Origin of the sequence: Sphingomonas phyllosphaerae FA2 (assembly GCF_000427645.1) — a bacterium.
Lineage (GTDB): Bacteria > Pseudomonadota > Alphaproteobacteria > Sphingomonadales > Sphingomonadaceae > Sphingomonas > Sphingomonas phyllosphaerae.
In genome coordinates, this window is record NZ_KE386571.1 from 3,474,543 (window position 1) to 3,496,983 (window position 22,441).

The following is a 22,441-nucleotide window of genomic DNA, read 5'->3' on the forward strand; positions in this document are numbered from 1 at the left end:
TTGTTGACATGACCGCCCCCCACGATCCGACGAAGCTGCGCAGCCGTGCGTGGTTCGACAATCCGGCGAACATCGACATGACGGCGCTGTATCTGGAGCGCTATCTGAACTTCGGGCTGACGCTGGAGGAATTGCAGTCGGGTCGCCCGATCATCGGCATCGCGCAGACCGGCTCGGACCTNNNGCCCTGCAANCGCCACCATCTGGTGCTGGCGGAGCGGGTGCGCGAGGGCGTGCGCGAGATGGGCGGGATCGTGCTGGAATTCCCGGTGCATCCGATCCAGGAAACCGGCAAGCGCCCGACCGCCGGGCTCGACCGCAACCTGGCGTATCTCGGGCTGGTCGAGGTGCTGTACGGCTATCCGCTCGACGGTGTGGTGCTGACGATCGGCTGCGACAAGACCACCCCGGCGTGCCTGATGGCGGCGGCGACCGTCAACATTCCGGCGATCGCGCTGTCGGTCGGGCCGATGCTCAACGGCTGGCACAAGGGCGAGCGGACCGGCTCGGGCACGATTGTCTGGAAGGCGCGGCAATTGCTCGCGGCGGGCGAGATCGACGATGCCGAGTTCATCCGGCTGGTCGCGTCGTCGGCGCCGTCGACCGGCTATTGCAACACGATGGGCACCGCGACGACGATGAATTCGCTGGCCGAAGCGCTCGGCATGTCGCTGCCCGGCTCGGCGGCGATCCCGGCACCGTACCGCGACCGGCAGGAGGTCGCGTACCTGACCGGCAAGCGGATCGTCGAGATGGTCGCCGAGGACCTCAAGCCCTCCGACATCCTGACCAGGGACGCGTTCCACAACGCGATCAAGGTCAATTCGGCGATCGGCGGGTCGACCAACGCGCCGATCCACCTCGCCGCGCTGGCGCGCCACGTCGGGGTCGAGCTGCCAATCAAGGATTGGGAGGAGCAGGGCCACAAGGTGCCGCTGCTGGTCAATCTGCAGCCGGCCGGCGAGTATCTGGGCGAGGATTATTACCGCGCGGGCGGCGTCCCGGCGGTGGTCAACCAGCTGATGGAGCAGGGGCTGGTCGCCGAGGGCGCGCTGACCGTCAACGGCAAGACGATGGGCGACAATTGCCGCGGGGTCGCGATCGAGGACGAGAAGGTCATCCGTCCGTACGACGCGCCGCTGGTCGAGGAGGCCGGGTTCATCGTGCTGTCGGGTAATCTGTTCGACGCCGCGGTGATGAAGACCAGCGTCATTTCCCCTGAGTTCCGCGACCGTTACCTGTCGAACCCCAACGACCCCGAGGCGTTCGAGGGGCCGGCGGTGGTGTTCGACGGGCCGGAGGATTATCACGCGCGCATCGACGATCCGGCGACCGGCATCACGCCCGAGACGCTCTTGTTCATGCGCGGCGCGGGGCCGATCGGCTATCCGGGTGCGGCCGAGGTCGTCAACATGCGTCCGCCGGCGTATCTGATCACCGAGGGCGTCCACGCGCTGCCGTGCATCGGCGATGGGCGGCAATCGGGGACGAGCGGCTCGCCGTCGATCCTCAACGCCAGCCCCGAGGCGGCGGCGATGGGTGGGCTCGCGCTGCTCAAGACCGGCGACCGGGTGCGCGTCGATCTGGGCAAAGGGACGGCCAACGTGCTGATCTCCGACGACGAACTGGCCGAGCGCCGCGCGGCGCTGGAGGCGGCGGGGGGCTATGCCTATCCGGCCTCGCAAACGCCGTGGCAGGAGATCCAGCGCGCCGTGGTCGGGCAGATGAGCACCGGTGCAATCCTCGAAGGTGCGGAGAAGTATCAGCGCATCGCGCAGACCAAGGGGCTGCCGCGCGACAACCACTGACGGATCGGTTCACGCGGAGGCGCGAAGGCGCGGAGGGTCTTCTCTCCGCGCCTTTTTTTCGCGCAGAGCACGCAGAGGACGCAGAGCGGTCACGCCGCAGGCATGGCTCTCGGCCGCAACCGGGATGACGATGGTTGCTGCCGCGGACCGTGGCACAGCGCACCGCCTCTCCGCGTGCTCTGCGTGCTCTGCGCGAACTCAAGATTTCTCACGCGGAGGCGCGGAGGCGCGGAGGGTTGCTCGAGGAGTCTCTCCCGGCTGCGCCAGCAGCCCTTCGCATCCTTGTAAGGAGCTGCACGATGCGTAGCTCACGACCTCTCTGCGCCTCTGCGTCTCTGCGCGCATAAGACTGCTGCACGCGCAGCCGCGAGGACGCGGGGCAAGTGGCACGGTGTCGCCTGCTGGACATCTTCATGTTCGCGGCGTCCTGCGGATTGATCGCGCGCAGAGACGCGGAGGCGCAGAGAGGGCGCGACTGCCGCGCCCGCCGGACATCATTTTCGTCATTGCGAGCGAAGCGAAGCAATCCAGGGCGTCCTGATCCGGCTCTGGATTGCTTCGCTGCGCTCGCAATGACGGATCCGCCTTCGTTTCTGAACATGCCTGCGGCGCCGGGCGGAACACCTCCGCGGCTCCGCGCCTCCGCGTGAACCAATAAAGTCAATCCGCGTCCGGCTGTCGCTCCGGTGCCGCGTCCGCGAATGCCGGCAGCGCCAGACACGCCGCCTCGATCGCCAGCAAGCGCGGCCACGCCAGCGCGACCCCGAAGCGCCGCGCATTCACCAGCTGCGGCACGAGGCACAGATCGGCGAGCGTCACCGTCTTGCCGAAACAATACGGCCCATGCCCATCCGCAATCAGCGCATCGCACGCTGCCAGCCCCTCGGCGATCGTGTCGCGCGCCCACGCATTGACCGCCGCCTCGTCGAGCCCGGCGCCGCGCAGCCGTTGCAGCACGCGCAGATTCTGCACCGGATGCGTGTCGCATGCGATCACCTGCGCGAACGCCCGGACCCGCGCACGCGCAACCGGATCGGCGGGCAGCAATGGCGGTTCAGGCACGCGCTCGTCGAGATAGTCGCAGATCGCGAGGCTCTGCGTCAGCACCGCGCCATCCCATTCGAGCGCCGGCACCAGCCCCTGCGGGTTGAGGCGCAGGTAATCGGGCGACCGCTGCTCGCCGTGGCGCAGATGGTGGAAGGCATCGCGCCACGCCACGCGCTTGAGGTTGAGCGCGATCCGCACGCGATAGGCGGCGGTCGAGCGGAAATAGCCGTGGAGCACCGGCCTGTCGGACGTCGCGGTCATGGATCCTCCCCTGATGTCAGGGGTAAACTAGGCGTGCCGCATCAGTTGCGCAGCAACGGAATGATCCCTTTGCGCCGCCCCGCGCCGTCGGCCACCGCGCGTAGCGCCGCGGCCTCCATCGCCAGCCGCTGCGCCTCCCCTAGCGACAGCGCGTCGCGCGCCCTGGCCTCCAGCGCCGCCGCCCGCTCGCGTGCGATCGCCCGGTGGTCCGACCACCAGCCACGCCAGCGACGCCACAGGATCGACGCGACGGAGCGATGGCGGGAAGGAGCGGTCATTCTCCCCCAACGCACATCCGCGTCATCGGTGGCGTGCCAGTACCTCCGAAATCGCGAAATAGATGCGGTCGAGATCGTCGTCGCCGATGCAATAGGGCGGCATGATGTAGAGCGTGTCGCCGAGCGGGCGCAGCAACACGTCGCGTTCGCGGAACGCCGCCATCAGGCGTGGCGCGAGGTCGGAGAGATAGCCCTCGCCCGCACCGATCTCGAACGCCGCAATCGTGCCGAGCACGCGCGGGTCGCGAATTCCGTCGAGTGTCGCCAGCCGCGCCGCCTGCGCGTTGCCCAGCCGCGCGACACGCTCCAGCACCGGTTCCTCGCGCCAGATCGCCAGATTGGCGGCGGCGGCGGCGCAGGCGATCGGATTGGCGGTGTAGCTCGACGAGTGGAAGAACATCCTCGCCCGATCGGTCGACCAATGCGCCGCGAAGATCGGCTCGCTCGCCATCGTCACCGCCAGCGGCAGCGCGCCGCCGGTCAACCCCTTGGACAGACACAGGATATCCGGCTCGATCCCCGCCTGCTCGCACGCCAGCAACGTGCCGGTGCGGCCCCAGCCGGTCATCACCTCGTCGGCGATGAACAGCACGCCGTGCCGCGCGCAGACGTCGCGCATCTGGCGCAGCATGTCGGGCGAATAGAACAGCATCCCGCCCGCGCCGAGCACCAAGGGCTCGACGATGAACGCCGCGGCACCGCCGGCACAGGCGCGGTCGAGCGCGTCGAGCGTCGCCTGCTCCGCGCCAGTCGCCGCGTAGGGGATCGTCTCGACGTCGAACAGCAGCGGCGCATAGGCGCGGTTGAACACGCCGCGCTGCCCGACCGACATCGCGCCGATCGTGTCGCCGTGATAGCCATGTTCCATGACGAGGATGCGGTGGCGCGCGTCGCCCCGCGCCAGCCAGTAACCGAGCGCCATCTTCAGCGCGACCTCGACGCTGGTCGACCCCGAATCCGAGAAGAACACCCGCGTCAGCGAGTCAGGCATCATCGCGCGCAGCCCGGCGGCGACCGCCTCGGCGGGCTCGTGCGTCCAGCCGGCGAAGATCATCTGGTCGAGCCGTTCGGCCTGCGCGCGGATCGCGGCGGCGATCTTCGGGTGCGCATGGCCGTGCGTGGTCACCCACCACGACGAGATCGCATCGATCACGCGCCGCCCGTCGGCGGTGTGCAGCACCGCGCCCTCGCCGCGCACGACGCACGGGATCGGCTCCTGAAGCCCGTGCTGGGTAAAGGGGTGCCAGACCGAACTCACCGGAAATCCTCGACATCGAACTGCGCGGCGAAGGCGGCGGCGAGCGTCGCGGCGTTCAGGTCGGGGAGGTGCGGCAACCGCCCTAGCCGGGGGACCTTGCCGATCTCCGCGATCACCGCCTCGCTGTCCTCGACCGCGTCGCCGATGAACGCGACACCGAGCAACGGCACGCCGCGCGAACGTAGCGCCTCGATCGACAACAGGCTGTGGTTGATCGTGCCGAGGGCGGTGCGCGCGACCAGCACCACCGGCTGCCCCCATGCCGCCGCCTGATCCGCAAACGACCACGTTCGGGTCAGCGGCACCAGCACCCCGCCCGCGCCCTCCACCACCAACGGCCCGTCACCCGCCGGCAGCGCAAGCCGCACGGGGTCGATCGTCACCCCGTCGATCTCGGCGGCGCGGTGCGGCGAGCAGGGCGTGTTCAGCCGATACGCCTCGGGCAACACCTTCGCCGCGTCGACGCCGAGCCGCACGACGCTGCCCGCATCGCTGCCGTCCGCCAGCCCGGCCTGTACCGGCTTCCAGTAACGCGCGCCGAGCGCGACGGTCAGCGCGGCGGCGAACACGGTCTTGCCGACATCGGTGTCGGTCCCGGTGACGACGATCGTCCCGCTCATGGCAGTACCTCCTTCAGCACGTTTGCCAGCGCGGCGATCTCCGTCTCGGTGACGTGGAGGGTCAGCGCGATCCGCAGCCGGGCGGTGCCCGCCGGAACGGTCGGCGGGCGGATGCCGCGCACGTCGAACCCCGCCGCCTGCACCGCCGTCGCGACGCGCATCGCCTCGCGATCGTCGCCGATCACCAGCGGCACGATCTGCGACTCGACACGCGCGCCGAGCGGGGCGAGGTATCGCCGCGCCGCGTCGATCAGCGCGTGGAGCTTCGCCCGTCGATTGGGCTCGTCGGCAACGACGCGCAGGCTCTCGCGCGCCACCGCCGCGCTCAGCGGCGACGGCGCGGTCGAAAAGATGAACGGCCGCGCGCGCGCCACCAGAAAGTCGCGGATGATCGCCGGCCCGCACAGCACCGCCCCCTCGCAGCCCAGCGCCTTGCCGAAGGTGTTAAGCGTCACGAGGTTTTCGCGCCCATGCCACGCCTCCGCCACGCCGCGCCCGCCCCCGCCCCACACGCCGGTCGCGTGCGCCTCGTCGACGACCAGCATCGCGTCATGCCGGTCGGCGACCGCCAGATAGGCGGCGACATCGGTCAGGTCGCCGTCCATGCTGTAGAGGCTTTCGACCGCGATCCACGGCGTGCCGGTGCCGCCGGCCTTGCGCCACGCCGCGATCGCGTCGTTGGCGGCTTGCGCGTCGCCATGCGCCGCCGCGACGCAGGTCGCGCGGCCAAGCCGCATCCCGTCGTGCATACTCGCATGGACCAGCGCATCGTAAACGATCAGGTCGCCGGGCTGCGGCACCGACGACAGCAAGGCGGTGTTCGCGGCATAGCCCGAGCCGAACGACAGCGCCGCCTCCGCGCCGAAGAACGCCGCCGCCTCGGCCTCCAGCGCCTCATGCTCGGCGTCGTTGCCGCGCAACAGCCGCGACCCGCCCGAGCCGAGCGCGACACCCTGCGCCAGCGCCGCCTGCGCCGCCGCCACCAGCCGTGGCGTGGTCGACAGCGCGAGATAATCGTTTGAGGACAGGTCGACGCCGCGCCGCGGCGCGAGCGTGCGCAGGCGTCCGGCATCGGCGAGCGCGGAGAGATGGGCGCGTTGGGCGACAAGCTGCATCGCCGCGCGTATGCCGCCGCCGGTGCCGCTTGGCCAGTATCCGTGCCACCGATCGCCGCGCTCGGGCGTTGGCAGCGCTCGATCGACGGATGCAGAGGGAGCTGACGCATGGACCGCAACACGAAGCTCGCGCTGGGTGGCGCGGCGGTCGCCGCCGGCGCGGTCGCCTGGCTGGCGGCGCGCGAACGGCGCAGCGACGCCCCCGCCAGTTACCCGCCGCTCGACGTACCCAAACCGTTCGGCAAGGACGTGTGGATCGTCGACAGCGGGCCGATGATCGCCTCCGGCCTGTCGCTGCCGATCCGCATGACGGTGCTGCGGCTGCCCGACCGCTCGTTGATGCTGCACTCGCCGACGCGCTTCACCCCGGCGCTGGCGGCGGCGCTCGCCGAACTGGGCGTGGTGCGGCATCTGATCGCGCCGAACATCGCGCACTGGACGCGGCTGCCGGCGTGGCAGCGCGCCTATCCCAAGGCGCTGCTCTGGGCGGCACCGGGGCTCGGCGAGCGCGGGCAGGTGCAGCGCAGCGGATTGCGGATCGACCGCGAGCTGGGCGCGGTGCCGCCCGCCGAATGGGCCGAGGCGGTCGACCAGGGGCTGATCGCGGGCGCGGCGGGGTTCAACGAAGTGTGGTTCCACCACCGCGCGTCGCGCACGCTCGTGCTCACCGACGTCGTCCAGCACATGGAGCCCGAGCGACTGCCCCCGATCACCGCCTTCATCGCGCGGCTGAGCGGCGGGGCGTGGGGGACCACGCCGCGCTACCTCCGCCCGGTGCTGCGCTTCGGCGGGCGCGACCTGCGCGCGGCGGTGGCGACATTGGTCGCGCTCGCGCCCGAGCGGGTGGTGTTCGCGCATGGCCGGCCTTTCACCGAAGACGCTGCCGGGCAATTGCGCCGCGCGCTCGCCTGGGCCGAATAACCGCGCCTTGCTCCTGCCGCGCGCATCCGCCTAAGCTGCGGCATGATAGCGGGGGGCAGCGTGGAGAGAAGCGAGCGGCGCGGGCCGGCGCATGTGACGATCGCGCATGATCTGGGCGTCGCGATCGTCACCGGACGACACCCGGCCAGCGTCACGCTGCCCGGCGAGCTGGAGCTGGCCGAACAATTCGGCGTCTCGCGCAGCGTGATCCGCGAATCGCTCAGGATGCTCAGCGCCAAGGGGCTGGTGGAGAGCCGGCCCAAGGCAGGGACGCGGGTGCGCGACCGCGCACACTGGAATCTTCTCGATCCCGATATGCTGGCGTGGATGTTCGAGGGCGCGCCATCGCTCGATTTCGTCCGCAGCCTGTTCCAGCTGCGGCTGATCGTCGAGCCCGCCGCCGCCGAGCTGGCCGCGCTCCAGCGCAGCGCCGCCGAACTGTCGCGGATGGGGCATGCGCTGGAGATCATGGCGATCCACGGCCTGCGCACGCAGGAGGGGCAGAGCGCCGATCAGCGCTTCCACGCGACCATCCTTCACGCCACGCGCAACGAGCTGCTGGTCAGCCTGTCGAGCAGCATCGCCGCCGCGGTGCGCTGGACGACGTTCTTCAAATACCGCACGCCCGCGCAATATCAGGACCCGATCCCGCTCCACCGCGCCTTGTTCGAGGCGATCGCCAACGGCGACGGCGCGGGCGCGCGCACGGTGACCGAGCGGCTGATCCGGCAAGCGCAGCGCGATACCGAGGTCGCGCTGGCGGCGTGAGGGCAGGGCGCTACGCCACCACCCGCGCGCGCGCCCCGCGCCCGACCATCACGGTCGCCACCGCACCGGCCAGCATCAGCACCCCGCCGAGCACGATCACCCCGCGCGCGTCGCCGCCCAGCAGGCTTCGATAGAATAGCGGGATCGACAGGCTCTCGATCATCATCGGAATGACGATGAACATGTTGAAGATGCCCATGTAAACCCCGTTGCGCTCGGGCGGGATCATGCCGGTCAGCATGATGTACGGATTGCCCATCATCCCCGCCCAGCCGACGCCGATGCCGATCATCGCGACGAACAGCCACCCCTCGGAGGGCAGCGCCGGGATCGCCAGCATCGCCGCGCCCGAGGCGGCGAGGCAGCAGGCATGGACCGCCTTCGCGCCATATCGCTTCGCCAGCGGCATCAGCGCCAGCGCCGCGACGAACGCGACGGCATTGTAGAAGGCACCCAATTGCCCGACGGTCAGCACGGTGTCGCGGAACGCGGCGCTCCCGGTTTCGACGGTGCCGTGCAGCGAGCGCGCCAGCGCGAAGGTGATGAACTGCCAATAGGCGAACATCGCATACCATTGGCACAGCATCGCCAGCGCGAGCTGCCGCATCGGCTTCGGCATCTCGACCAAGGCCGCCTTCAGATCGGCGAGCGTCGCGCGCAGCGTCAGCGGCTCGGCCGCCAGCCGCGCCTGCTCCTCGGGCGGCAGCGGCAATTCCGGCACCCGCCACACCGACCACAGGATCGTCGACAGCGACAACACCGCGCCGATCAGGAACGCGATCCGCGTGATATCGGGAATGCCGTTGGCGTCGACCGCATCCTTGTCGAACCCGATCCATACCAGCAGCGACGGCGCGAGATACGACAGCGTCTGCGCCAGCCCGGTGAACGCCGATTGCGTCAGGAACCCGGTCGCGCGCTGGTCCTCCGCCAGCCGGTCGCCGACATAGGCGCGATACGGCTCCATCGTGACGTTGTTGGCGGCGTCGAGAATCCACAACAGGCTGGCCGCGATCCACAGCGCGCGGCTGTACGGCATCGCGAACAGACACAGGCTGCACAGCACCGCACCGATCAGGAAATAGGGCGTACGCCGCCCGAGCCGCGTATTGGTCCGATCGCTCATCGCCCCGATCAGCGGCTGGACCAGCAACCCGGTGACCGGCCCGGCGAGCCACAGCAGCGGCAGGCTGGCCTCGTCCGCGCCGAGATAGCCATAGATCGGCGCCATATTGGCCTGTTGCAGCCCGAACGAGAATTGTAGCCCGAGGAAGCCGAGGTTCATCTCGACGATCCGGGCCAGCGACAGGCGCGGCTTGCTCATCTCATGGCTCCTGTCTCACTGCTTCGTCATTCCCGCGAAGGCGAAACCTCTGCGAAAGCCCCCTTCTTGTACCCCGGCGAAGGCCGGGGCCCAGTTGGGAGACGCTTGTAAGCATCAGAACGTCCTCCCCAACTGGACCCCGGCCTTCGCCGGGGAACGGCTTACGAAGGATATGGTCCGCACTTTCGCAGAACTCCCGCCTGCGCAGGAATGACGGATCGCTGGTCATCATGCGCCGCCCTCCAGCCACACCACCCCCCAAGCCGGCACCGCCTCGACCGCCGCGCCGCTCAACCGATCGCGACCCGCCTCCGGCACCGCCACCTCGCGATCACCAAAGTTGAGGAACACTCGGTCGCCCCCGCACGCAATGCCCAGCAGCGCCGCATCCCCGGTCTCGATCAAACCCGGCGCGCCCGCCCCCCCGCTCGCGATCCGCGCATCGCGCAGCGCGGTAAGATCGCCGCTGATCCGCAGCGCCGCCGGCGTCTCCAGCGCCCACCAGTCCATCGCCGGGCGGTGAATCCAGCGCCCCTCGTGCGCCAGCTCGGGATCGCCGGCATAATCGTAATCGTTCAGCAGCCCGGCCTCGTCGCCCATATAGGTCGTGGCGAGCCCGCCACTCGCGATCGACAGCGCGTTGAGCAAAGCGATCCGCCGCAACGCCATCTCGCGCGCGTCATCGTCCCGCGTCGCCTCCAGCCCGGCCAGCGAGGCGAGCGTGCCGTTGGTGCCGTGCAGCGCCGCACCGTCGGACTGGAACGGCACCCCGCGCGCCCAGCTGTCGCCCGCACCGTGCAGGAAGGCGGCGGCGGCGCGCAACCGCGCTTCGGGCTCTGGATCGATCGCACGCAGGTCGCCGAGCACCGCGCCCCAGCCGATATCGTCGTGGCAGCGCGCATAGCTCAGCCAGTTCGCCCCCGACGGCAGTCCGCCGCTTGCCGCGACGATCGCTGCGGGCAGCTGCGCGGATCGTTCGGCGAGCCCGACCCAGCCCGCGACCATCAGCGAATTGTTGTAGACCAGATGGCATTCGGGCTCGAACCCGGCTCCCTCGTCCATCCCGAAATAGGGCGGGACGAACGCGGTCGGGACGATCGCCTCCGCCTTGAGCAAGGTCGCGGGCGCGACGATGTCGAGCGCGGCGCGCAGCCCCCGGACGATGTAATGCGCTTCCGGCAGGTTGCGGCACGTCGTGCCCGGCTGCTTCCACAGGAAGGCGGTGCTGTCGAGCCGGAACGCCTCGAACCCGTGATTGGCGAGCCGCAGCGCGGCGTCGAGGATCGCGACGAACACCTGCGGGTTGCGCCAGTTCAGATCCCACTGAAACGGATAGAAGGTCGTCCAGACGTTGCCGCCCATCTCCGGCACGTGGGTGAAATTGCCCGGCGCGGTGGTCGGGAACACCTCCGGCAGCTCGGCATCGCGCGCCGCCGCCTCGGCATCGTCGACGACGATGTAAAAGTCGCGGTAGAAGGGGTCGCCCGCGCGCGCCGCCTTCGCCCATTCATGATCGTCGGCGGTGTGGTTGAGCGCCAGGTCGACGCACAGGCTAATCTTCGCCGCGCGCAGCCGCTCGGTCAGCTGCTCGACGTCCGCCATCGTGCCCAGCAACGGCTCGATGCTCAGATAATCCGCGACCGCGAACCCGCCGTCGCTGTCGCCCGCCCGCGCCTTGAGCAGCGCGAGGACGTGCAGGTAGCGAACCCCCAGCGCCTCAAGATGATCGACATGCGCGGCGAGCCCCTCCACCGTGCCGCCGAAGCGATCGACATAGGTCGAATAGCCGAGCATGTCGGGCCGTACGAACCAGTCGGGATCAGCGACCCGCGCGCTGTCGAGCGCCTGCATCGCGGCGGGACGCTCCGCGGCGCGGGCGTGGAGCAGCGCCTCGACCGTCGCCCACAGCGCCTCACCATCGTGATCGGGATAGAGCCGCGCCAACTGGCGACGCAGTCGTGGTGCGATCGCCTCTAGGCGCTGCTGCATGGTCATGATCCGCGATATCCCGTGTCGTCCATCATCTTACCCGTTCGTCCTGAGAAAACAGCGCCCCTCCGTCATTGCGAGCGTAGCGAAGCAATCCAGGGCGTCCTGGTCCGGCTCTGGATTGCTTCGCTCCGCTCGCAATGACGGAATGACGTCAGCCCTCAGAAATCGAACCGCACCGACGCCGCGATCGTCCGCCCGTTGATCGACCGCGCCCGCACCAGCTGGTTCGACGGGATCGCGGCATCTTCCGCCTCGGTGATGCCCTTCACGTTGAAGATGTTGTTGGCGTTCAGGTTGAAGCTGACGTTATCCGCCGCGCGGACCAGCACGAAGCCGTTGACCTGCGTATAGGCCGGCATCTTCAGCTGGTTGACCGGCTGCGTATAGCTCGACGTCGTCCCGATCACGTTCGCACCGAAGCTGACGCGCCCGAAATCGAGCTGCGGGGTCGCCTGATAGACGAACGCCGCCTGCCGCTGCGGCCGGTTGCCGTCCAGCGTCGCGTCGGTCGCGTCGCTGGTGATCTTCGCATCGGTATAGGTGCCCGCGGCGGTCAGCGAGAACGGCCCGCGGCGGAAGCGGCCTTCCAGCTCGACGCCGGTCGCATCGTAGCGGCGGCTGGTGAATTGCTGCTGCGACAGCAGATAGTTGGTTTCCTGCGTCTTGGCGTTGAACACCGTGGCGTAGAGCGCCACCGGCCCGGACGAGAATTTCACCCCGCCCTCGGCCTGCTTGACGAAGTCGTACGGCTTGGAGCCGTTGACCAGCCCGCCGGTCGTGGTGTCGATCGTCGGCCCGAACAGCAACCGGTCGGCGTTGACCCGTCCGCCGCGGCTGTAGCGCGCGAACGCCGCCAGCGTATCGCTCAGCCGGTAATTCACGCCCGCCGAATACGACAAATAGCTGTAGTCATAGTCGATCCCGGTGCGGTTGTTCGGGATGAAGCCGACGGTCTGCTCGGCGACCGAGAGGACACCGTCGCCGTTGATGTCCTGCGCGCGCGTCGTCACCGCGCCGGGCAGGTCGCCCGCGATGCTGCCCTTGGCGGAGCCGAAGTCGTAGCGCAGGCTGCCGTCGATGTTCAGCCGCCCGACCTCGAAGCCGAGCTGCGCGAACGGCGCATTGGTGGTGTAGCGCATGTCGTAGCTGCGGCGGCAGCAATTGCCGAAGAACGACGCCGAATACAGCGTGCCTCCCGCGGTCTGCGATACGCCCGCGGCGTTGCGGACGTCGACCAGCACCGACCGGCCATCGCCCTGCACGGTCTGGAAGAACGACGTCCACAGCCAGTCGGTCTTCACGTCCTGCCGCGAATTGTAGATGCCTGCCGCGATCGACAGCGCGCCGCCGCCCAACTCGACCTTACCGTTGATGCGCAGGTCATTGGTGATGTTGTTGAGGCTCTTCAAGTCGACGTCGAACAGCACGACGCTGGCCAGCAGGCCGTTGCCGCCGACCGTACCCGGATTGGCGATCCGCTGCCCCGACAGCGGGCCGCTGGCGTAATAGAGCTGCGCGCCCGCACCGGCAAAGCCGTTGGCGGTGGTCTGCGCATCGCCGACCGCGGCGGGGAAGGGGGAGACGAAGTCGCCGCTGATATCCGAATAGCGGAACCGCTCGGTCACGTTCCAGCCATCGGCGATCTCATACTTGCCCTCGAACCCGACCGACTTGACGACCGGGTGCATCCCGTCGCCGATGTTGCGGCGGACGGGATTGTTGTTGCCGTCCAGCGTCAGCACCGATCCGATGTAGCGGCTGTGCAGCGTATCCTCGTTGATCGAGAAGCCCGGAATGTTCTGGTACGTAGGGTCGCCGTCGCTGCCGGTCACGCGGACCGGATTGGGCAGATAGGCGATGCTGCGATCGTCGAGATATTTGCCGTACACGCGGACATAACCGCGGTCGAACTCGCGGGTGATGTTGGCCTTGATCTGGCCGCCGCGCATCGCGTCATAGCCGACATCGCGCGGACCGTCACCGAGGCGGTAGAAACCGCTCAATTCGTAGCGAGTCTGCGCATCGATGTGTCCGCCATACGCAAAGTCGGCCCTATATTCGCGATAGTCGATGCCCGAGGACAGCTGGAACGAGCCCCCGTCCTGCTCGCCGGTCTTCGAAATGAAGTTGATGATGCCACCGGGCGAGTTGCTGGCGAACGTCGACGCCGATCCACCGCGCACCGACTCGATCCGGGCGAGCGACAGATCGTTACGGATGAAGATGTCGGCGTTGCCGAAGATGATGTCGCCAAACTCGAGAACCGGCAGGCCATCTTCCTGCAATTGCAGGAACTTGGAACCGCCAGACGCGACGGGCAGGCCGCGCACCGAGATATTGGCATTGCCCTCGCCACCCGACGCCTCGACGCGGACGCCGGGCAGATTGCGCAGGATTTCCGCGGTGTTGCGCGGCGGGATCTTGGCGGTCAGGTCGGCATCGAGCGAGCTGACCGACACCGATGTATCCAGCCGGTTCCGCCCCTGCGCCACGCCGGTGACGACAATGTCTTCAGAAACAGTCGCTTCGGCCGGATCAGCCGCCGCGGCCTGCGGAACTTGCGCGTGCGCCGCACCGGCGATCAGCAGCGCGGGGATCGAGGCGAGCAGGCGGAAACGCAGCGTCATCACGGAAAACCTCTCCTGAGCAGCCGTCCTTTCCGAACAGCCTGATGTCAGCTACATATCGGCACTGCAATCGATTGCAAAGAAGTTTCTGCAAACGATTGCATATGGAGTCCGGCGTATCAGGCGGAGGCGCGTAGGATCAGTTCGGGGGGGACGATCGCACTGGTCGCGGGCTCTCCCGCGATCCGTCGGAGCAGCGTTTCGACCATCAGCCGCGTGCCGGTCACTAGATCCTGCCGGATCGTCGTCAGCGGCGGCGACGTATGCGCGGCCAGCGTCACATCATCATAACCAACCACCGCAACATCGCCCGGCACGTCGAGGCCCGCCTCGGTCAGCGCGCGTAACGCACTCATCGCGGCCACGTCCGAGGCAGCGAAGATCGCGTCGGGCGCGTCACCCTGCGCCAGCCGTGCGCCCACCGCGGCATGGACCGCATCGGGGTCCATCTCGCACGACAGCACCTCGACCGCCGTCGTTCCGGCCGCATCCCGGAACCCCGCCAGCCGATCCGCAAATTCGGGGGGTGCGGGATCGCCGAGGAACAACAGCCGGTTGCGCCCCAGCCCGAGCAGATGCGTCGCTGCGATCCGCCCGCCCAGGATATTGTCCGACCCGATCGTCAGATGCTTTTGCTCCGGGCGATTGACCCCCCATACGACCAGCGGCGCATAGCGCGCGGCGACGCGCTCGATCGTGTCATATTGGTCCGACTGCCCGACCAGCAGCACGCCATCGACACGTCCGCTGTCGACCAGCCGGTCGAGCCACTCGTCATTCTCCGGCAGCACGCGCGACAACAGGATGTCGTAGCCGCGATCCACCAGCAGATCGGCGAGAAAGCCCAGCAAGCTGAGGAAGAACGGATCGGTCAGATGCTGGGTGCGCGCATGGCCCAGCGGCATGGCGAGCGCGATCGCGCCGGTGCTGCGCATCCGCAGATTGCGCGCCAGCTGGTTGGGGCGCACGCCGTGTTCGCGGGCGAGCGCGCGGATGCGCTCCTGCGTGGTCTTGCTGACGGATGGGTGTCCCGACAGCGCACGCGACACGGTCGCCGTCGAAACCCCCGCCATCGCTGCCAGATCGGCCAGCTTCATCGCCGTCGCCACCGCGTCATGTCCCCGCTTTGTTCGGATGCTTCATAGTCGGTCGGTGGCGCGTCGCAATGTGGGTCATGGTCGCGGTTCCCGCGCGGTTCAGCCCTGATCGCGCTCGATCGCGGCGATCTCGCCGTCGATGAAGTCCATCAGCAGCTTTAACACCTCGGGATCGGTGCAGCGCGCGTTCATCAGCCGCCGCTGGCACATCCCGCCCGCCATGATGAGGATCGACTCGCCTAGCCGTGCGATGCGGCCTTCGTCGGTGGCCCCCGGCGCGATGATCTTCAGCGCGCGCACCAATTGCCCGCGCAGCCGATCGTCCATCGTGTCGAAGATTTCGGCGATCCGCTGGTTGCGGTTGGCCTCGGCCATGATCTCGGCGATCAGCCGCGTGTCGTTGAGTTCGTTGCACGCGATGAAGCGTGCGATCCAATCGCGCACCATCGTCCGATCGGCCGTACAGCGCGCCGCACACAGTTCGTCACCGGCCAGAAACTCGTCCAGATCATGTTCGACCAGCGCGGCGACAATCGCCTCCTTGTTGGCGAAGTCGCGATAGATCTGGCCGACCAGCACCCCCGATCGCTCTGACAATTTCGCCATGCTCGTGGCGTGGAAGCCGTGCTCTGCAAAAAGTTCCCGAGCCGCCTGAACAATTTTCGCACGACGTGCGTTTGCTTTCCCGCTCCGGTCGCGGGGGAAGACGGCGTCGGGTTCGGGACATCCTTGGTTACACCGCTGCATCAATTTACGCCGACCATCTTCTTCCCAGCTTGACGGTGCCACCTGTTCGCAGTAGCAGCATTCGTGAGTGAGCGATCACTCACACACTTCATAAGAGATGTCCATGCCGAAAATGGGGCCGAAAACGGGGTTCGCGGTCGCCGCGATGATGCTGGTGCCGCTCGCGGCCTGCGGAGGCGGGAACGACGCCGAAAAGCAGCAGCAACAACAGCAGGCGCAGGCCGGGCCGCCGCAAGTGAGCGTGGTGACGGTGCAGCCGCAGTCGGTGACGCTGACCTCGACGTTGCCGGGGCGGACCACCGCATTCGAAACGTCGGAGGTGCGCCCGCAGGTCAACGGCCTCGTCACCGCGCGCCTCTTCACCGAGGGCGACCTCGTCCGTGCCGGCCAGCCGCTCTACCGCATCGACTCGCAGCCGTATCAGGCGCAGGTCGCCAGCGCGCGTGCCGCCGTGGCGCGTGCGCGTGCCGCGATCGCGTCGAGCGCCGCGCTCCAGCGCCGTTACGGCGAACTGGTCAAGATCAACGCGATCGCGCGGCAGGATTATGAGAATGCCGTCACCACCGCCGCGCAGGCGCAGGCGGATGTCGCCGCGCAGCAGGCGGCGCTGCGCTCGGCGCAGATCGACCTCGCGCGCACCACGATCCGCGCGCCCATCTCGGGGCGGATCGGCCGGTCGGTGACGACCACCGGCGCGCTGGTGAGCGCGGCGCAGACGACCCCGCTGACCACGATCCAGCGGCTCGACCCGATCTACGTCGACGTCTCGCAGTCGAGTGCCGATCTGCTCAAGCTGCGCCAGCAGATCGCCGCGGGCGATCTGGCGCGCGGCGGCACCGCGGCGCGGGTCCGGCTGCGGCTGGAGGACGGCTCGGTCTATCCGATCGAGGGCAAGCTGCAGTTCGCCGACGTCAGCGTCGATCCGAACACCGGCACGCAGACGATCCGCGCGCTGTTCCCGAACCCGAAGGGGCTGTTGCTGCCGGGCATGTATGTCCGTGCCGAGCTGGTCGAGGGCACGAAGAGCAACGCGATCCTGGTACCGCAGCGCGCGGTGACACGCGACGAGCGCGGCAATCCCACCGCGCTGGTCGTCGGGGCCGACGGCAAGCTCCAGCCGCGCCAGCTGACCGCGCCACGCACGATCGGCGAGAACTGGCTGGTCACCGCCGGGCTAAACCCGGGCGACAAGGTGGTAATGGAAGGCGCGATGATGCTGCGTCCCGGCATGCCGGTGAAGGCCGTGCCCTACAATCCGAACGCCGCGCCCGCGCAACCCGGTGCGCCGGGCGGCGCGGCGCAGGGCCAGCAGGCCCAGGGAAAGTAACGCCGCATGTCGCGCTTTTTCATCGACCGACCCATCTTCGCATGGGTCATCGCCGTGGGACTCATGCTGGCGGGGATCATCGCGATCCGCAGCCTGCCGATCGCCCAATTCCCCGAGATCGCGCCGCCGGCGGTCGCGATCGCCGCCACCTATCCGGGCGCCGACGCCGAAACGCTCGAGCGCACCACCACGCAGATCATCGAGCAGCAGCTGCGCGGCATCGATAACCTGCGCTATTTCTCATCGTCCTCCTCGTCGGCGGGCGTGGTCACGATCACGCTGACCTTCGAACAGGGCACCGATCCTGACATCGCGCAGGTGCAGGTCCAGAACAAGTTGCAGGCGGCAACCCCGCTGCTGCCGCAGGAAGTGCAGCGGCAGGGCATCCAGGTGACCAAGTCGGCGGCCAGCTTCCTCGCGGTCGTCGGGCTCGTCTCCACCGACGGCTCGCACAGCAACAACGATCTGGCCGACATGGTCGTGTCGAAGTTCCAGGACCCGATCAGCCGCATCAACGGCGTCGGCGAGTTGCAGGTGTTCGGCTCGCAATATGCGATGCGCATCTGGATCGATCCGCTCAAGCTCAACAATTACGCGCTGACGGTCGCCGACGTGACGTCGGCGGTGCAGGCGCAGAACGCGCAGGTTTCCGCCGGTCAGATCGGCGCGCAGCCCGCACCCAAGGAGCAGATGCTCAACGCGACCGTCTCGGTGCAGTCGCGGCTCCAGACCCCCGAGCAGTTCGGCAACATCCGACTGAAGACCGGCGTCGACGGCTCGGTGGTCCGCCTCCGCGACGTCGCGCGGATCGAGATCGGCGCCGAGAATTACGGCTTCGACGTTCAGTATAACGGCAAGCCGGCATCGGGCTTCGGCGTCCGGCTGGCCGCGGGGGCGAACGCGCTCGACACCGTCGACCTGCTCAAGGCGCGCGTCGCCGAGATCGGCAAGACGCTGCCCGCCGACGTGAAGGTCATCTACCCTTACGACATCACGCCGTTCGTGCGGCTGTCGGTGGAGCAGGTGATCCACACGCTGATCGAGGCGGTGGTGCTCGTCTTCCTCGTCATGTTCCTGTTCCTTCAGAACTGGCGCGCGACGCTGATCCCGACGATCGCGGTGCCGGTCGTGCTGCTCGGCACTTTCGCGGTGATGGCGCTGGCCGGCTACACGATCAACACGCTGACCTTGTTTGGCATGGTGCTGGCGATCGGCCTGCTCGTCGACGACGCGATCGTTGTCGTCGAGAACGTCGAACGCCTGATCGTCACCGAGCATCTCTCCCCGAAGGAAGCCGCGCGCAAGTCGATGGACGAGATCAGCAGCGCGCTGGTCGGCATCGGCCTCGTGCTGTCGGCGGTGTTCCTGCCGATGGCGTTCTTCGGCGGGTCGACCGGCGTGATCTATCGCCAGTTCTCGATCACGATCGTCTCGGCGATGGTGCTCTCGGTGCTGGTCGCCCTGATCCTGACGCCCGCGCTCTGCGCGACGATCCTTAAGCCGCATGACCCGGACAAGCAGGAAGGCAGGGGGCCGCTGGCGCGCTTCTTCCGCTGGTTCAACGACAAGTTCGACCGTGCGCAGCATCGCTACGAGGGCGGGGTGAAGAGCACGGCGCGTCACTGGAAGCGCTCGCTGTTCGTCTATCTGCTGATCGTCGCAGGGATGGCGCTGATCTTCATCCGGCTGCCCTCGGGCTTCCTGCCGGACGAGGACCAGGGCTTCGTGATCGCGCTGGTGCAGGGCCCGGCCGGCGCGAGCACCGCCCGCACCGAAAAGGGGCTGGCGATCACGCGCGACCACTTCCTCAAGCAGGAAGGCAAGAACGTCCAGGGCGTCTTCACGATCAACGGTTTCAGCTTCGCGGGTCAGGGCCAGAACACCGGCCTCGTCTTCGTCAACCTGAAGCCGTGGGAAGACCGTTCGGGTGGCGACAATCGCGCGCAAGCGATCGTCGGCCGAGCGATGAGGGCGCTTTCGCAATATAAGGACGGGCTGATCTTCGCGCTGATCCCGCCGGCGGTGCAGGAGCTGGGCAATGCCACCGGCTTCGACGTCCAGCTGGTCGACACCGGCGGTGTCGGGCACGAGAAGCTGACGCAGATCCGCAACATGATGCTCGGCATGGCCGCGCAGGATCCGCGGCTGGCACAGGTCCGCCCGCTCAGCCTCGAGGACGCGCCGCAGCTCAAGGTCAAGATTGACGAGGACAAGGCGCGCGCGCTCGGCCTCGATCTGTCGGCGGTCAATTCGACGATCGCGACCGCGTGGGGCGGCGGGTACATCAACGACTTCATCGACCGCGGTCGTGTGAAGCGCGTCTATGTCCAGAACGACGCGCCGTATCGCATGTCGCCCGAGGATGTCGGGGAACTCTACGTCCGCGGTGCGAACGGGCAGATGGCGCCGTTCACCGCCTTCTCGACGCTGGAATGGGCCAATGCGCCGGTCTCGCTGACCCGCTACAACGGGCAGCCGGCGATGCAGCTGCAAGGCTCGCCGGGACCGGGGCAGAGCACCGGCGCCGCGATGGAAGCGTTGCAGGAGATCCATGCGAAGCTGCCCCCGGGCACGACGCTGGAATGGACCGGCCTGTCCTATGAGGAACGGCTGTCGGGCGGCCAGGCACCGGCGCTCTACGGGCTGTCGCTGCTGATCGTCTTCCTCTGCCTCGCCGCACTCTACGAAAGCTGGTCGGTGCCGATCTCGGTGCTGCTGGTCGTCCCGCTCGGCATCATCGGTGCGGTGCTGGCGGCGTGGCTGACGGGTCTGAACAAGGACATCTACCTGCAGGTCGGGCTCATCACCACGATCGGCGTGTCCGCCAAGAACGCGATCCTGATCGTCGAATTCGCCGAAGAGCGGATCGCCGAGGGGATGAGCGCCTTCGACGCGGCGGTGGAGGCGGCAAAGCTGCGGCTGCGCCCAATCCTGATGACCAGCCTTGCGTTCGTGTTCGGCGTGATGCCCTTGGCGGTGTCGACCGGCGCGGGTGCGGGCGGCCAGAATGCGATCGGCCGCGCCGTGGTCGGCGGCATGTTGTCCGCGACGGTGCTGGCGATCTTCTTCGTGCCGATGTTCTTCGTCGTCGTGCTGCGCCTGTTCGGGCATGGCAAGGACGAGAACGAGCCGCACGACGATGCGCCTGCGCATGACGATCATCCCACGGGCGACACCGCCCATCAGGGGGCCTGACGTGAAGAGTTCCTCGTTTCTCGCCGCGCTGGCGCTGACCAGCGCGCTCGCCGGGTGCAACATGGCACCCAAATACGAACGCCCGACCGGCGCGGTGCCGCTCGCCCTGCCGGAGGGCGGCGTGTACCCGCGCGCCGCCACCGATGCGCCCGACGTGACGCAGATCGGCTGGCGCGACTTCTTCCTCGACGCGCGGCTGCGGCAGGTGATCGAGACGTCGCTCGCCAACAACCGCGACCTGCGCGTCGCGGCGGCCAACGTCCTCCAGGCGCGCGCGCAATATCGCGTTCAGCGCTCGGCCGTGGTGCCGACCACCGGCGTCACCGGGTCGGCGACCTACACCAACAACCTGTTCGGCGCGATCGGCGCGGCAGGCGGCGGCGCTACCGGCGGCACCGGGACGGGCACGGGTGCCGGAACCGGTACTGGCACTGGCACTGGGACGGGTGGCACCAGCGGCGGCAGTGGTGCCGCGGCGGGCGGAGCGGTCGGCGAAAGCTCGTCGAACATCCAGTTCTATTCGGCCAACGTCGGCTTCTCGGCGTTCGAACTCGACCTGTTCGGGCGCGTCCGCAACCTCAACCGCGCCGCGCTCGAGCAATATTTCGCCACCGAGGAGGCGCAGCGCAGCACGCGGATCAGCCTGATCGCCGAAGTGGCGAGCGCGTGGCTGCAACTCGCCGCCGATCAGGAGCAACTCCGGCTCAGCCGCGAGACGCTCAAGACCTTCGAGGAGACGGTGCGGCTCACGAGCGCACAGTTCCGCATCGGAGTCGCCTCCGAGCTGGAGGCGCGGCAGGCGGAGACCAACTATCAGGCGGCGCGCAACGACATCGCGACGCTGACCGCGCAGGTCGCGCGTGACCAGAATGCGCTCAACCTGCTGGCGGGCACCACCGTCACGGCGGAGCAGCTGCCCGATTCGCTCGGCACGGTTGCCTTCACCCGCGACGCGCTGCCTGGCGACGTGTCCTCGGCGGTGCTGCTGCGCCGCCCCGACGTGTTGCAGGCCGAGCATCAGCTGATCGCGCAGAACGCCAATATCGGCGCGGCGCGCGCGGCGTTCTTCCCGCGCATCTCGCTGACCGCGACGATTGGGACGATCTCTTCGGCGCTGTCGGGGCTCTTCGGCGGGGGCACGTTCAACTACAATGCCGCGCCGTCCGTGCAGCTCCCGCTGTTCGACGGCGGGCGCAACGCCGGCAATCTCGATTATGCCAAGGCATCGCGCGAGGCGGCGGTCGCCACCTACGAGAAGGCAATCCAGACCGCCTTCCGCGAGGTCGCCGACGCGCTGGCGCAGCGCGGCACGATCGGCGAGCAGCTCTCCGCGCAGGGCGCGCGCGCCAATGCGGCATCGGTGGCGGCACGGCTGTCCGACGCGCGTTACCGCGCCGGGGTCGATTCGTTCCTGACCTCGCTTGACGCGCAGCGTACCGCCTATTCGGCGCAGCAGCAGCTCGTGACCACCCGGCTGACGCAGGCGAACAACCTGATAGAGCTTTACCGCGCGCTGGGCGGCGGTTTGGCGGGAGAGGTGCCGGCGACGGCCGATCGCTAAGGCCCCTTGCGTCCGGTGGTGATCGGCGTACCCTGTCGTGGAAAAACGACGGAGAGGATTTGGCGATGGTCACCCCGGACGTGCGCGCAGGCGAAGAAAGCCTGGTGATTCTCCAGAGCTTGCTGTGCGTGCTGCGCGAAAAGAACATCCTGTCACGCGCCGATGTCGAAACGCTGTGCGAGCGCGTCGCGATGCGCGCCTCGGCGGCGGAACGCGATCCCATGCCGTGCTGCGCCGAGGCGACCCGCGCGGCGGCGACCGAGATGGCGCGGATCAAGGATTACATCGGCCAGCATTACGGCGGGAAGCACCGGCGGATTTGAAGCTTCCTCCGTCATTCCCGCGCAGGCGGGAATCCAGACGCGCAGGTCCGTGCAAGGGCCGCACCGTCCGAGGTTCTGGATTCCCGCCTTCGCGGGAATGACGGAGTGGATGACCTTCCCATTCCTCGCGCCCGGGGAGGCTTCGTTTGCCTAAACCGCAACGCCGTCATTG

General features: G+C 68.3%; 17 protein-coding genes. 7 read left to right on the forward strand and 10 right to left on the reverse strand.

Going from position 1 to position 22,441, the window contains the following annotated elements; all coding sequences use genetic code 11:
* The first annotated feature begins 8 nt into the window (after nt 1-8).
* Nucleotides 9-1,808, forward strand: coding sequence for an IlvD/Edd family dehydratase (locus SPHPH_RS0116880; protein ID WP_028967755.1), 1,800 nt, complete (start codon nt 9-11; stop codon nt 1,806-1,808).
* Between the two features lie 660 nt (nt 1,809-2,468).
* Here the strand turns inward: SPHPH_RS0116880 and maiA are convergent.
* Genes maiA through SPHPH_RS0116905 form a run of 5 tightly spaced genes read right to left on the reverse strand, consistent with a single transcriptional unit; the run spans nt 2,469 to nt 6,387 of the window.
* Nucleotides 2,469-3,116, reverse strand: coding sequence for a maleylacetoacetate isomerase (maiA, locus tag SPHPH_RS0116885; protein ID WP_028967756.1), 648 nt, complete (start codon nt 3,114-3,116; stop codon nt 2,469-2,471).
* 41 nt (nt 3,117-3,157) lie between these two features.
* Nucleotides 3,158-3,394, reverse strand: coding sequence for a hypothetical protein (locus tag SPHPH_RS0116890; protein ID WP_028967757.1), 237 nt, complete (start codon nt 3,392-3,394; stop codon nt 3,158-3,160).
* A gap of 22 nt (nt 3,395-3,416) precedes the next feature.
* Nucleotides 3,417-4,652, reverse strand: a complete 1,236-nt coding sequence (locus SPHPH_RS0116895) for an adenosylmethionine--8-amino-7-oxononanoate transaminase (RefSeq protein WP_028967758.1) — start codon at nt 4,650-4,652, stop codon at nt 3,417-3,419.
* On the reverse strand, nt 4,649-5,272 hold the full coding sequence (gene bioD, locus SPHPH_RS0116900) for a dethiobiotin synthase (RefSeq protein ID WP_028967759.1): 624 nt from the start codon (nt 5,270-5,272) through the stop codon (nt 4,649-4,651). The genes SPHPH_RS0116895 and bioD overlap by 4 nt, the downstream gene beginning before the upstream one ends.
* On the reverse strand, nt 5,269-6,387 hold the full coding sequence (locus SPHPH_RS0116905) for an 8-amino-7-oxononanoate synthase (RefSeq protein WP_028967760.1): 1,119 nt from the start codon (nt 6,385-6,387) through the stop codon (nt 5,269-5,271). The genes bioD and SPHPH_RS0116905 overlap by 4 nt, the downstream gene beginning before the upstream one ends.
* 108 nt (nt 6,388-6,495) lie before the next feature.
* Here SPHPH_RS0116905 and SPHPH_RS0116910 point away from each other — a divergent pair, with 108 nt between their 5' ends.
* Nucleotides 6,496-7,308, forward strand: a complete 813-nt coding sequence (locus SPHPH_RS0116910; protein ID WP_028967761.1) for a DUF4336 domain-containing protein — start codon at nt 6,496-6,498, stop codon at nt 7,306-7,308.
* 42 nt (nt 7,309-7,350) lie between these two features.
* Nucleotides 7,351-8,076: a FadR/GntR family transcriptional regulator gene (locus SPHPH_RS0116915; protein WP_420329294.1), complete on the forward strand. Its 726-nt coding sequence runs from the start codon at nt 7,351-7,353 to the stop codon at nt 8,074-8,076.
* A 10-nt stretch (nt 8,077-8,086) separates the two neighbouring features.
* On the opposite strand, the gene SPHPH_RS0116920 is transcribed toward SPHPH_RS0116915, so the two are convergent.
* The 5 genes from SPHPH_RS0116920 to SPHPH_RS20085 all read right to left on the reverse strand — a co-directional run bounded on the left by SPHPH_RS0116920 (nt 8,087) and on the right by SPHPH_RS20085 (nt 15,863).
* A complete protein-coding gene (locus tag SPHPH_RS0116920) occupies nt 8,087-9,400 on the reverse strand; it encodes an MFS transporter (protein ID WP_028967763.1) in 1,314 nt (437 codons plus the stop codon).
* Between the two features lie 228 nt (nt 9,401-9,628).
* Nucleotides 9,629-11,395 carry an alpha-amylase family glycosyl hydrolase gene (locus SPHPH_RS20080; RefSeq protein WP_037488776.1) on the reverse strand — a complete coding sequence of 589 codons (1,767 nt, stop codon included), beginning with the start codon at nt 11,393-11,395 and terminating at the stop codon, nt 9,629-9,631.
* Nucleotides 11,396-11,550: 155 nt separating this feature from the next.
* Nucleotides 11,551-14,019 carry a TonB-dependent receptor domain-containing protein gene (locus SPHPH_RS0116930; protein ID WP_028967764.1) on the reverse strand — a complete coding sequence of 823 codons (2,469 nt, stop codon included), beginning with the start codon at nt 14,017-14,019 and terminating at the stop codon, nt 11,551-11,553.
* Nucleotides 14,020-14,138: 119 nt separating this feature from the next.
* The gene (locus SPHPH_RS0116935; protein WP_037489854.1) at nt 14,139-15,116 is read right to left on the reverse strand and encodes a LacI family DNA-binding transcriptional regulator; all 978 of its coding nucleotides are present in this window, start codon (nt 15,114-15,116) and stop codon (nt 14,139-14,141) included.
* 99 nt (nt 15,117-15,215) lie between these two features.
* The gene (locus SPHPH_RS20085; RefSeq protein WP_081668675.1) at nt 15,216-15,863 is read right to left on the reverse strand and encodes a TetR/AcrR family transcriptional regulator; all 648 of its coding nucleotides are present in this window, start codon (nt 15,861-15,863) and stop codon (nt 15,216-15,218) included.
* Between the two features lie 112 nt (nt 15,864-15,975).
* Between SPHPH_RS20085 and SPHPH_RS0116945 the strand changes: the two genes are divergently transcribed.
* The 4 genes from SPHPH_RS0116945 (at nt 15,976) to SPHPH_RS0116960 (ending at nt 22,269) form a co-directional block, all read left to right on the forward strand.
* Nucleotides 15,976-17,190 (forward strand): efflux RND transporter periplasmic adaptor subunit, encoded by a 1,215-nt coding sequence (locus SPHPH_RS0116945; protein ID WP_037488778.1) that lies wholly within the window; start codon nt 15,976-15,978, stop codon nt 17,188-17,190.
* 6 nt (nt 17,191-17,196) lie between these two features.
* Nucleotides 17,197-20,385: an efflux RND transporter permease subunit gene (locus SPHPH_RS0116950; RefSeq protein WP_028967767.1), complete on the forward strand. Its 3,189-nt coding sequence runs from the start codon at nt 17,197-17,199 to the stop codon at nt 20,383-20,385.
* A gap of 61 nt (nt 20,386-20,446) precedes the next feature.
* Complete coding sequence (locus SPHPH_RS0116955; protein ID WP_156026184.1) at nt 20,447-21,946, forward strand: efflux transporter outer membrane subunit; 1,500 nt, start codon at nt 20,447-20,449, stop codon at nt 21,944-21,946.
* 104 nt (nt 21,947-22,050) lie between these two features.
* On the forward strand, nt 22,051-22,269 hold the full coding sequence (locus SPHPH_RS0116960; RefSeq protein WP_238303169.1) for a hypothetical protein: 219 nt from the start codon (nt 22,051-22,053) through the stop codon (nt 22,267-22,269).
* Nucleotides 22,270-22,441: the final 172 nt, after the last annotated feature.

Bases quoted from the DNA above. Each gene is read 5' to 3' on its own strand.
- SPHPH_RS0116950 (WP_028967767.1), top strand. From the start codon at position 17,197: ATGTCGCGCTTTTTCATCGACCGACCCATCTTCGCATGGGTCATCGCC.
- SPHPH_RS20085 (WP_081668675.1), bottom strand. From the start codon at position 15,863: ATGCAGCGGTGTAACCAAGGATGTCCCGAACCCGACGCCGTCTTCCCC.
- SPHPH_RS0116890 (WP_028967757.1), bottom strand. From the start codon at position 3,394: ATGACCGCTCCTTCCCGCCATCGCTCCGTCGCGTCGATCCTGTGGCGT.
- SPHPH_RS0116920 (WP_028967763.1), bottom strand. From the start codon at position 9,400: ATGAGCAAGCCGCGCCTGTCGCTGGCCCGGATCGTCGAGATGAACCTC.
- SPHPH_RS0116915 (WP_420329294.1), top strand. From the start codon at position 7,351: ATGATAGCGGGGGGCAGCGTGGAGAGAAGCGAGCGGCGCGGGCCGGCG.
- SPHPH_RS0116910 (WP_028967761.1), top strand. From the start codon at position 6,496: ATGGACCGCAACACGAAGCTCGCGCTGGGTGGCGCGGCGGTCGCCGCC.
- SPHPH_RS0116905 (WP_028967760.1), bottom strand. From the start codon at position 6,387: ATGCAGCTTGTCGCCCAACGCGCCCATCTCTCCGCGCTCGCCGATGCC.
- SPHPH_RS0116935 (WP_037489854.1), bottom strand. From the start codon at position 15,116: ATGAAGCTGGCCGATCTGGCAGCGATGGCGGGGGTTTCGACGGCGACC.
- SPHPH_RS0116930 (WP_028967764.1), bottom strand. From the start codon at position 14,019: ATGACGCTGCGTTTCCGCCTGCTCGCCTCGATCCCCGCGCTGCTGATC.
- bioD (WP_028967759.1), bottom strand. From the start codon at position 5,272: ATGAGCGGGACGATCGTCGTCACCGGGACCGACACCGATGTCGGCAAG.
- SPHPH_RS0116945 (WP_037488778.1), top strand. From the start codon at position 15,976: ATGGGGCCGAAAACGGGGTTCGCGGTCGCCGCGATGATGCTGGTGCCG.
- maiA (WP_028967756.1), bottom strand. From the start codon at position 3,116: ATGACCGCGACGTCCGACAGGCCGGTGCTCCACGGCTATTTCCGCTCG.
- SPHPH_RS20080 (WP_037488776.1), bottom strand. From the start codon at position 11,395: ATGACCATGCAGCAGCGCCTAGAGGCGATCGCACCACGACTGCGTCGC.
- SPHPH_RS0116955 (WP_156026184.1), top strand. From the start codon at position 20,447: ATGGCACCCAAATACGAACGCCCGACCGGCGCGGTGCCGCTCGCCCTG.